At 69.7% G+C, this 10,173-nt stretch carries 8 protein-coding genes and 1 riboswitch; of the genes, 6 read left to right on the top strand and 2 right to left on the bottom strand.

Annotated features, from left to right (window positions below; translation table 11 throughout):
* Window positions 1–120: 120 nt before the first annotated feature.
* Entirely contained in the window at window positions 121–1,407 is a 1,287-nt protein-coding gene (locus tag ACFXDJ_RS35530; RefSeq protein ID WP_384653701.1) for an extracellular solute-binding protein, read from the bottom strand.
* 295 nt (window positions 1,408–1,702) lie between these two features.
* On the opposite strand from ACFXDJ_RS35530, the gene ACFXDJ_RS35535 reads away from it, so the two are divergent.
* The 3 genes from ACFXDJ_RS35535 to ACFXDJ_RS35545 all read left to right on the top strand — a co-directional run bounded on the left by ACFXDJ_RS35535 (window position 1,703) and on the right by ACFXDJ_RS35545 (window position 5,038).
* The gene (locus ACFXDJ_RS35535; protein WP_328304082.1) at window positions 1,703–2,467 is read left to right on the top strand and encodes a GntR family transcriptional regulator; all 765 of its coding nucleotides are present in this window, start codon (window positions 1,703–1,705) and stop codon (window positions 2,465–2,467) included.
* Window positions 2,468–2,576: 109 nt separating this feature from the next.
* Entirely contained in the window at window positions 2,577–4,844 is a 2,268-nt protein-coding gene (locus tag ACFXDJ_RS35540) for a carbon starvation CstA family protein (RefSeq protein WP_384653704.1), read from the top strand.
* Window positions 4,841–5,038 (top strand): CstA-like transporter-associated (seleno)protein, encoded by a 198-nt coding sequence (locus ACFXDJ_RS35545; protein ID WP_384653706.1) that lies wholly within the window; start codon window positions 4,841–4,843, stop codon window positions 5,036–5,038. The genes ACFXDJ_RS35540 and ACFXDJ_RS35545 overlap by 4 nt, the downstream gene beginning before the upstream one ends.
* Before the next feature lie 55 nt (window positions 5,039–5,093).
* Here ACFXDJ_RS35545 and ACFXDJ_RS35550 read toward each other — a convergent pair whose 3' ends face one another.
* Window positions 5,094–5,678, bottom strand: a complete 585-nt coding sequence (locus ACFXDJ_RS35550) for a Uma2 family endonuclease (protein ID WP_384653708.1) — start codon at window positions 5,676–5,678, stop codon at window positions 5,094–5,096.
* Between the two features lie 78 nt (window positions 5,679–5,756).
* On the opposite strand from ACFXDJ_RS35550, the gene ACFXDJ_RS35555 reads away from it, so the two are divergent.
* From ACFXDJ_RS35555 to ACFXDJ_RS35565, 3 genes are all read left to right on the top strand, one after another.
* Window positions 5,757–6,254, top strand: a complete 498-nt coding sequence (locus ACFXDJ_RS35555) for a GNAT family N-acetyltransferase (RefSeq protein WP_384653710.1) — start codon at window positions 5,757–5,759, stop codon at window positions 6,252–6,254.
* Window positions 6,255–6,356: 102 nt separating this feature from the next.
* A riboswitch (cobalamin riboswitch) is annotated at window positions 6,357–6,439 on the top strand.
* A 179-nt stretch (window positions 6,440–6,618) separates the two neighbouring features.
* A complete protein-coding gene (locus ACFXDJ_RS35560) occupies window positions 6,619–9,045 on the top strand; it encodes a ribonucleoside-diphosphate reductase subunit alpha (protein WP_384851271.1) in 2,427 nt (808 codons plus the stop codon).
* Window positions 9,045–10,058 carry a ribonucleotide-diphosphate reductase subunit beta gene (locus tag ACFXDJ_RS35565; RefSeq protein ID WP_384653714.1) on the top strand — a complete coding sequence of 338 codons (1,014 nt, stop codon included), beginning with the start codon at window positions 9,045–9,047 and terminating at the stop codon, window positions 10,056–10,058. The genes ACFXDJ_RS35560 and ACFXDJ_RS35565 overlap by 1 nt, the downstream gene beginning before the upstream one ends.
* The last annotated feature ends 115 nt before the right edge of the window (window positions 10,059–10,173 follow it).

Genomic DNA, 10,173 nt, shown 5'->3' on the forward strand with positions numbered 1-10,173 from the left:
CGAGGCGGCCGCCGGGGGGGGTGGGGGGGTGGGGGCGCCACACAGGGCGCGCCCCGGGGGGCACCATCTGTTGGGGGGGGGCCGGCCCCCGCGGGCGGGGGGGGCCCTGCCGGCTTCAGGTCACTTGGTGTTGATGACCTTGTCGATCTCGGCGTCGGCGGCCTTGGCCGCGTCCTCGACCGACTTCGCACCCGTGCCGATGTCACGGAGCATCGTCTGCAGGACCTTGCCCTTCTCGACCTGGCCCCAGCCGGGCGCGGTCGGGACGAACCAGGAGGACTCCGCCGCGGTGGCCGCGACCTGGGTCTTCGGGTCCGCCTTCAGCGGGGCGAGGTCCGTCTTGTTGTTCGGCAGGTTGCCCTTGGCGATCAGGCCCTTCTGGCCCGCCGAACCGGTGAAGACGTTGATCCACTCGGCCGCGACGTCCTTGGCCTTCGACTTGGCCGGGATGGCCAGGTCCGAACCGCCGAGGAAGACGGGGAGGTTCTTGCCGTTGGGACCGGGCTGGACGAAGTTCTCCAGCTTGTCCGCCAGGCCGCCGACCTTGTCGTTCTCCGGGGTCGCGGCGGTGGCGCCCTCCCAGCCGGCCGCGAAGATCGCCGCGGAGTTGCCCTGGCCGAAGACCACCGGACGGTCGGACTCGTCCTTGGTCTTGTCGGCGTGCATGTACTTGTCGAGGAGGTCCTTGTACTGCTTGAGGCCCTTCAGCGACTCGGCGGAGGACAGGGAGCCCTTCCACTTGTCGCCGTCCTTCTTGGCGATGGCGCCGCCGGCGTCGTAGACGTAGGACATCGCCGCGTACCAGTCCGGGGAGGGCTGGTAGAGGGCGCTGAACTTGTCGCCCTTCGCGGCCTGGATCTTGTCCAGGGCGGCGGTGTAGTCGGCCCACGTCTTCGGGGCGGCGGTCACGCCGGCCTCGGCCGCGATGTCCTTGCGCCAGGTGCCGACGCGGCCACCGGCGTAGTAGGGGACGCCGTAGGTCTTGCCGTCGTAGGTGACGGACTGCTTGAGGGCGTCCAGCCACGTCGCCGAGTTCTCGAACTTCGACGCGTCGACCTCGGAGAAGGCTCCGGTCGACATGTAGCCGATCATCTCGGAGTTGCCCATCTCGACAACGTCCGGGGCCTTGTCCGTGGCGAGCACGGCGTCCAGCTTGGCGTTCTTGTCCGGCCAGCCGTAGTACTCGTGCTTGACCGTGAGGCCCGGGTGCTTCGCGATGACCGCGTTGTCGGCCGCCTTGACCAGGTCGGGCCAGTTCTTCTGCGCGTCGACCGTCAGCCAGACGGTGATCTCCTTGGCGTCGGAGGCCTTGTCGGCGGTCCCCGCCTTGCCGTCAGACCCACCACACGCCGCGAGGCCGATAACCATGCCCGCGACTCCGACTGCCGCAATGAGCTTGCGCTTCACGCCACCCTCCTCAGGGATGCTGCCTGCAACTTCCCTTGCCCGCCGCGGTGACTCAAAAGCACCAAGTACTGCCCGTGGGGCCGGGATCTGATCCATATTGGTGTAGACCAGTAACGGGAGCTTGGCCTAGACCTTTAGGGGTGTCAAGGGTCTAATGAGCGGGTGCTCGGTCCGTTATCGGACCGACACCTGGGGGAGGGAGGAGGCCTGTCCTCCCGCCCGTGTCACGATGTGACCGCACATATCGGAGGAGCCGGTGACGGCAACGAAACTGGAGTCTGGAAGGCGGGCGGCGATGGCCACCGAAGGGGCGACCACGGAGCCGGATGGCGGGGCGGCCACTCGTACGGCACGCGTGCCCAAGTACTACCGGCTCAAGCGGCACTTGCTCGACATGACCGAGACGCTGCCGCCCGGCACGCCGGTACCGCCCGAGCGGACGCTCGCGGCCGAATTCGACACCTCGCGGACCACGGTCCGCCAGGCACTCCAGGAGCTCGTCGTAGAGGGGCGGCTGGAGCGGATTCAGGGCAAGGGCACCTTCGTCGCCAAGCCGAAGGTCTCCCAGCCCCTCCAACTCTCCTCCTACACGGAGGACATGAGGGCCCAGGGCCTGGAACCCACCTCCCAGCTCCTGGACATCGGCTACGTGACGGCCGACGACACCCTCGCCGGCCTGCTCAAGATCGCCACGGGGGGCCGGGTCCTGCGCATCGAGCGGCTCCGGCTGGCGAGCGGCGAGCCGATGGCCATCGAGACCACCCACCTCTCGGCCAAGCGCTTCCCGGCGCTGCGCCGTTCGCTGGTCAAGTACACCTCCCTCTACACCGCCCTCGCCGAGGTGTACGACGTCCGCCTCGCCGAGGCCGAGGAGACCATCGAGACCTCGCTGGCCACCCCGAGGGAGGCCGGGCTGCTCGGCACGGACGTCGGGCTGCCGATGCTGATGCTTTCCCGCCATTCGCTGGACGCCGACGGGGAGCCCGTCGAGTGGGTGCGTTCGGTGTACCGCGGCGATCGTTACAAGTTCGTCGCCCGACTCCAGCGCCCCGCGGTCTGATTCGTAGTTGACTCTCGTTCCGCTATGCGGACGGGGGGTTACGTCCACCGGGCGGCCCCCCGTAGATTCCCTGCGCTTACGCAGATGATCAACGAGGGGACCAGGGATCATGCCTGAACCGGAAGCAACGGAAACAGAACGGAACGCGGCGAGTCCGGGCACCACGCCGGGCTCGCCTTCGTCGTCACAGGGCCCCGAGACCGCCCCGGGGGCGCTGGGGCGCACGTCTCCCCGGTCCGTGGCCCTGTGGGTGCTCGTCGGGCTCGTCGGCGCCGTCGGCTGGGGCGTGCTGGCGCTCTCGCGCGGCGAGGAGATCTCGGCCGCGTGGCTGCTCGCCGCCGCGCTGGGCTCGTACGCGATCGGCTACCGCTTCTACGCGCGCTTCATCGCCACCCGCGTCCTGAAGGTGGACAGGACCCGCGCCACTCCCGCCGAACGCCTCGACAACGGTGTCGACTTCCACCCGACCGACCGACGGGTGCTTTTCGGCCACCACTTCGCCGCCGTCGCCGGCGCCGGCCCGCTGGTGGGCCCCGTACTCGCCTCCCAGATGGGCTACCTGCCCGGCACCATCTGGATCGTCGCGGGCGTGATCTTCGCGGGCGCGGTCCAGGACATGGTCACGCTCTTCTTCTCCACCCGCCGCAACGGCCGTTCGCTCGGCCAGATGGCCCGGGACGAGATCGGCCCGGTCGGCGGCGCCGCCGCGCTGGTCGCCGTGTTCGCCATCATGATCATCCTGCTGGCGGTGCTGGCCCTGGTCATCGTCAACGCGCTGGCGCACTCCCCGTGGGGCGTCTTCTCCATCGGCATGACCATCCCGATCGCCCTCTTCATGGGCTTCTACCTGCGCGTCCTGCGGCCGGGCCGGGTCACCGAGGTCTCCGTCATCGGCGTCGCGCTGCTGCTGCTCGCCATCGTCGCGGGCGGCTGGGTCGCGGAGTCCTCACTGGCGGGCACCTTCACCCTGGAGAAGGAGACGCTGGTCATCTGGATGATCGCGTACGGGTTCGTGGCGTCCGTGCTGCCGGTGTGGATGCTGCTCGCCCCGCGCGACTACCTCTCCACCTTCATGAAGGTGGGCACCATCGGCCTGCTGGCCGTGGGCGTGGTCGTCTCGATGCCGGTGCTGAGGATGCCCGCGGTCACCGACTTCGCCTCGCGCGGCGACGGCCCGGTCTTCGCCGGCTCGATGTTCCCGTTCGTCTTCATCACCATCGCCTGCGGGGCGCTGTCCGGGTTCCACTCGCTGGTCTCCTCCGGCACCACCCCGAAGATGATCCAGAAGGAGACCCAGGTCAAGGTCATCGGCTACGGCGCGATGCTGACCGAGTCCTTCGTCGCCGTCATGGCGATCATCGCGGCCTGCATCATCGACCCGGGCCTGTACTTCGCCGTCAACTCCCCCGCCGGCGTCGTCGGCGCCACCGTCCAGACCGCCTCCGAGGCGGTCGCCCACTTCGGCTTCGCTATCTCCCCCGAAGCCCTCGCGCAGGCCGCGAAGGACGTGGAGGAGGCCAGCCTGCTGTCCCGTACGGGCGGCGCGCCGACCTTCGCACTCGGAATGTCGGAGATCTTCTCGTCCGTGGTCGGCGGCTCCTCGATGAAGGCCTTCTGGTACCACTTCGCGATCATGTTCGAGGCCCTGTTCATCCTGACCACGGTCGACGCGGGCACCCGCGTGGGCCGGTTCATGCTCCAGGACACCCTCGGCAACGTGCACAAGTCCTTCAAGGACATCAGCTGGAAGCCGGGCGTCTGGCTGGCCAGCGCGATCGTCGTCGGCGGCTGGGGCTACTTCCTGTGGGTCGGCGTCAAGGACCCGCTAGGCGGCATCAACCAGCTCTTCCCGCTGTTCGGCATCGCGAACCAGCTGCTCGCGGCGGTCGCCCTGGCCGTCTGCACCACGCTGCTGATCAAGTCGGGCCGGCTCAAGTGGGCCTGGGTGACGGGTGTTCCGCTGGCGTGGGACGTGGCCGTCACCCTCACCGCCAGCTACCAGAAGATCTTCTCGGACAACCCGAAGATCGGCTTCTTCGCGCAGCGGGACGTCTACCAGGCCGGCATCGACGCCGGGAAGATCCTCAAGCCCGCCAAGAACATGGACGAGATGCACACCGTGGTCACCAACGCCACGGTGGACGGGGTCCTGTCGGTGCTCTTCGCGCTGCTGATCGTCATCGTCCTGCTGGACGCGGCCCGGACCTGCTTCAACGCCGTCCGCAAGCCGGAGTCCGTCACCCTGGCCGAGACCCCCTGGACCGAGTCGAAGATCATCGCCCCGGCCGGGCTGATCGCCACCGCCGAGGAGCGCGCGGAGCTCGCCGCCGCCGGACTCGACTCGGGCGGGGGCCGGGTCAAGGAACCCGTCACGTGACGGGGCTCCGCCGGGCCCTGGACCGGGCCCGGTTCTACGTACGGGAGTTCTCGGGCGAGGCGGCGTACGACCACTACGTCGCCCACGCCCGCACCCACGACCCGGACGCGGAGGTCATGACCCGCCGGGCCTTCGAGCGCGCCCGCACGGACGCCCGCGAGGCGGACCCCCGCGAGGGGTTCCGCTGCTGCTGAACTTGGCTACGCCGAAGGCCCCGCCGCTTCCCGGAGGGGCCTTCGGCTTGGACGGTCAGCGCACCCAGTCCTTGAGGGGCTCGGTCTGGAGGGTGATTCCGACCGGGTCCGGGAGCTTGACTTCCTTGCCGAAGGGAACGGTGCGCACGGTCTCGTAGCCGTTGCCACCGGGGTCGCTGTGGACGAGAACCTGGCACTTGAGCCGGTCGATGAGCAGGTAGACAGGAATTCCGGTCTGCGCATAAGCGCGCGGCTTCTCGGTCCGGTCGCACCGCTCGGTGTCGGAGTCCCACGAGGTCACCTCGACGGCCATCAGGATCGGGCCGGGATCCACCCAGTCACCCTGCCCGACGAACGCGTCCTCGTGCGCCAGAACCCCATCCGGAATGGCGCGGCCCTCGCGGTACTGTTCCGCCTTGATTCCCTGCCCCGGGTGCAACCAGAAGTCCGGGTGGTGCTGCATACAGATCCGCGTCAGCCACAGAATGATCCTCCCGTGGTCCCCGTCTGGCATGGCCTTGCTCCTCAGCACCCCACCGATGAATTCCAGACGCAGCCCCTCCACCTCGCGGGCCGCCATGCGGGCCAGGTGCTCGAACTCTTCGGTCGTCATGTGAGGGCGGACGGTCATCGCAGTCATGCCTCGCTCACCTTCCCCGACGGTGCTGCATCCGACGATAGCGCCGGGCACCGACACCCGTCCTGCACACTCGACCGCATGGACATAGTCATCAGAGCGGCGCGGGCCAACGAGTACGAAGAGCTGGGCGAGCTCACCGCACAGGCCTACCTCCGCGACGAGCTGCTGGACTTCGCCGAGGACGACCCCTACCTGGACCGGCTGCGCGATGTCGCCGGACGGGCCGCCGACGCGGAAGTGATCGTCGCGGAGTACGAGGGCACGCTACTCGGCAATGTGACCTTCGCCCCTCCCGGCAGCCCGCTGGCCCAGGTCGCCGGCCCCCACGAGGCGGAGTTCCGGATGCTGGCCGTCTCCCCCGAGGCCCGCGGCCGGGGCGCCGGCGAGGCCCTGGTGCGGGCCTGCATGGCCCGCGCCCGGGAACTGGACGGGGTGACCCACCTGGTGCTGTCGACCACGGACAAGATGCTGGGAGCGCACCGGATCTACCACCGGCTGGGCTTCGTACGCACCCCGGAGCGGGACTGGTACCCGATCCCGGGCCTTCCCCTGCTCACCTACCGCGTCGAGCTGTAACAGCGCGCCACCGGCGGGCCGCCCCGCCCGAACGACACAACATGTGGGGGCTACCGCGAGCGGTGGCCCCCACATGTATGCTCGTCCTCGCTGTCGTCGCAGGGGAATCCGGTGAGAATCCGGAACTGTCCCGCAACGGTATGAAATGCCCGGACCCGTTCGGGGCATCCGCAAGTCCGAGGACCTGTCGACAGCGCGCCCGGATCGACCGGCCCGGGCGCCGATTCGTCCGGGCCTCGCGGTTGGGCCGGTGGACGTCACGTGGCGCATGCGTTGCCCTGCCAGGCCCGCACTCCCCCGCGTGCGCCCCCTCGCGCCCCGCACCAGCGGTGTTCCCGGAGCCGAGCGAGGGAGAGCTCCCCCCGTGACCATCGCGCCTTCCGCACCGCGCGCCGAGTCCGACCCGTCCGCCTACGAGGGTCCGGGGGCCGCGCTGTTGCGCACGCTCACCGAGCTGACCGCCGACCTGCCCGACACCGACCCCGGCCGGGTCGCCGCCGCCGCGCTGCGCGGCCGCAGCGCCGCCGCCGACGAGGCGGAGCTCCGTACGCTCGCCACCGAGGCGGCCGCCGGGCTGATCTCCGAGGACCCCGCGTACTCCCGGCTCGCCGCCCGGCTGCTGACGCTGGCCGTCCGCGACGAGGCCGCCGGCCAGGGCTCCCTCTCGTTCTCGGGCTCCGTCGAGGTGGGTCACCGCGAGGGCCTGATCGCCGACCGCACGGCGGACTTCGTACGCCTCCACGCGAACCGGCTCGACGCGCTCGTCGAGCACGCGCTCGCCGAGGGCGCCGACGACCGCTTCGGCTTCTTCGGCCTGCGCACCCTGCACAGCCGTTACCTGCTGCGCCACCCGATCACCCGCCAGGTCATCGAGACCCCGCAGTACTTCATGCTGCGCGTGGCCTGCGGCCTCGCCGAGGACGAAAGCGTCCAGGCCGTGGAGGAAGTCGCCTCCCTCTACCGGCTGATGAGCCGCCTCGACTACCTGCCGTCCTCCCCCACCCTCTTCAACTCCGGCACCCGGCACCCGCAGATGTCCTCCTGCTACCTGCTGGACTCCCCGCTGGACGAGCTCGACTCGATCTACGACCGCTACCACCAGGTCGCCCGCCTCTCCAAGCACGCCGGCGGCATCGGCCTGTCCTACTCGCGCATCCGCGCCCGCGGCTCCCTGATCCGCGGCACCAACGGCCACTCCAACGGCATCGTCCCGTTCCTCAAGACGCTGGACGCCTCCGTCGCCGCCGTGAACCAGGGCGGCCGCCGCAAGGGCGCCGCGGCCGTCTACCTGGAGACCTGGCACGCCGACATCGAGGAGTTCCTGGAGCTCCGCGACAACACCGGCGAGGACCAGCGCCGCACCCACAACCTGAACCTGGCGCACTGGGTGCCGGACGAGTTCATGCGCCGCGTGAACGCGGACGCCGACTGGTCGCTGTTCTCCCCGGCCGACGTCCCCGAGCTCGTGGACCTGTGGGGCGACGAGTTCGACGCCGCCTACCGCGAGGCCGAGGCCGGCGGCCTGGCCCGCAAGACCATCCCCGCCCGCGACCTGTACGGCCGGATGATGCGCACCCTCGCGCAGACCGGCCAGGGCTGGATGACCTTCAAGGACGCCTCCAACCGCACCGCGAACCAGACCGCGGAGCCGGGCACCGTCGTCCACTCCTCGAACCTCTGCACCGAGATCATCGAGGTCACCAACGACGGCGAGACGGCCGTCTGCAACCTCGGCTCGGTCAACCTCGGCGCGTTCGTGCTCGCTGAGAAGGGCGACATCGACTGGGAGCGGCTGGACGAGACCGTCCGCACCGCCGTGACCTTCCTCGACCGCGTCGTGGACATCAACTTCTACCCGACCGAGCAGGCCGGCCGCTCCAACGCCCGCTGGCGCCCGGTGGGCCTGGGCGCGATGGGCCTCCAGGACGTCTTCTTCCAGCTGAAGCTGCCCTTCGACTCCCCCGAGGCGAAGGCCCTGTCCACGAAGCTCTCCGAGCGCATCATGCTCGCCGCGTACGAGGCCTCGTGCGACCTGGCCGAGCGCAGCGGCCCGCTCCCCGCCTGGGAGCAGACCCGTACCGCCCGCGGGGTCCTGCACCCCGACCACTACGACGTGGAGCTGAACTGGCCGGAGCGCTGGGACGCGCTGCGCGCCCGGATCGCGAAGTCCGGGATGCGCAACTCCCTCCTCCTGGCCATCGCCCCGACGGCGACCATCGCCTCCATCGCGGGCGTGTACGAGTGCATCGAGCCGCAGGTCTCCAACCTCTTCAAGCGCGAGACGCTGAGCGGGGAGTTCCTCCAGGTCAACGGCTACCTGGTGCAGGAGCTCAAGCGGCTCGGCGTCTGGGACGCCCAGACCCGCGAGGCGCTGCGCGAGTCCAGCGGCTCCGTGCAGGGCTTCGGCTGGATCCCGGCCGAGGTGCGCGCGCTGTACCGCACGGCGTGGGAGATCCCGCAGCGCGGCCTGATCGACATGGCGGCTGCCCGTACGCCGTTCCTCGACCAGTCGCAGTCGCTGAACCTGTTCCTGGAGACGCCGACCATCGGGAAGCTGTCCTCGATGTACGCGTACGCCTGGAAGCAGGGCCTGAAGACCACGTACTACCTGCGCTCGCGCCCGGCGACGAAGATCGCCCGCGCCGCGCAGGCCGCCACCCCGGTGGCGCTCCCGCAGCCCGTCGGCGCCGAAGCCGCCGACGCCGCGGCCCTGGCCGCCGCCGAGGCCGCCGCCGCGGAAGCGCTCGCCTGCTCCCTTGAGAACCCCGAGTCCTGCGAGGCCTGCCAGTAATGAGTTCCACCGCCAAGAACCTGCTCGACCCGGGCTTCGAGCTGACGCTTCGCCCCATGCGCTACCCGGACTTCTACGAGCGCTACCGGGACGCGATCAAGAACACCTGGACCGTGGAGGAGGTCGACCTCCACTCGGACGTCGCCGACCTCGCCAAGCTCACGCCCGGCGAGCAGCACATGATCGGGCGCCTCGTCGCGTTCTTCGCGACGGGCGACTCGATCGTCTCGAACAACCTCGTCCTGACCCTGTACAAGCACATCAACTCCCCGGAGGCGCGCCTGTACCTGTCGCGCCAGCTCTTCGAGGAGGCCGTGCACGTCCAGTTCTACCTGACGCTGCTCGACACTTACCTGCCCGACCCGGACGACCGCGCGGCCGCCTTCGACGCGGTCGAGGAGATCCCCTCGATCCGCGAGAAGGCCCAGTTCTGCTTCAAGTGGATCAACGAGGTCGAGAAGCTGGAGCGGCTGGAGACGAAGGCCGACCGCCGCCGCTTCCTGCTGAACCTGATCTGCTTCGCCGCGTGCATCGAAGGCCTGTTCTTCTACGGGGCGTTCGCGTACGTCTACTGGTTCCGCTCGCGCGGCCTGCTGCACGGTCTGGCCACGGGCACCAACTGGGTGTTCCGCGACGAGAGCGCCCATATGAGCTTCGCCTTCGAGGTCATCGACACCGTCCGCAAGGAGGAGCCGGACCTCTTCGACGACGAGCTCCAGCAGCAGGTCACCGACATGCTGAAGGAAGCCGTCGAGGCGGAGCTCCAGTTCGGCCGCGACCTGTGCGGTGACGGCCTGCCGGGCATGAACACCGAGTCGATGCGCGAGTACCTGGAGTGCGTCGCGGACCAGCGCCTGGTCCGCCTCGGCTTCGCGCCGCTCTACGGCTCGCAGAACCCGTTCTCCTTCATGGAGCTCCAGGGCGTCCAGGAACTGACGAACTTCTTCGAGCGCCGCCCGTCGGCCTACCAGGTCGCGGTCGAGGGCACGGTCGACCTGGACGAGGACTTCTAGGTCCCATCCGGTAGGGCCCGTTCGGGCAGTACCACTTGATAGCGTCCCCGCCCATGGGGAGTTCGACTCGGGTGACCGAGACACCGGGCGGGGGCGCTTCGCCGTTCCCCCCGCC

It is taken from the genome of Streptomyces sp. NPDC059443 (assembly GCF_042750105.1).
Lineage (GTDB): Bacteria > Actinomycetota > Actinomycetes > Streptomycetales > Streptomycetaceae > Streptomyces.

Excerpts from the sequence above, each read along its gene's own strand:
- ACFXDJ_RS35540 (WP_384653704.1), top strand. The coding sequence starts at position 2,577 with ATGCCTGAACCGGAAGCAACGGAAACAGAACGGAACGCGGCGAGTCCG.
- ACFXDJ_RS35535 (WP_328304082.1), top strand. The coding sequence starts at position 1,703 with ATGGCCACCGAAGGGGCGACCACGGAGCCGGATGGCGGGGCGGCCACT.
- ACFXDJ_RS35555 (WP_384653710.1), top strand. The coding sequence starts at position 5,757 with ATGGACATAGTCATCAGAGCGGCGCGGGCCAACGAGTACGAAGAGCTG.
- ACFXDJ_RS35550 (WP_384653708.1), bottom strand. The coding sequence starts at position 5,678 with ATGACTGCGATGACCGTCCGCCCTCACATGACGACCGAAGAGTTCGAG.
- ACFXDJ_RS35565 (WP_384653714.1), top strand. The coding sequence starts at position 9,045 with ATGAGTTCCACCGCCAAGAACCTGCTCGACCCGGGCTTCGAGCTGACG.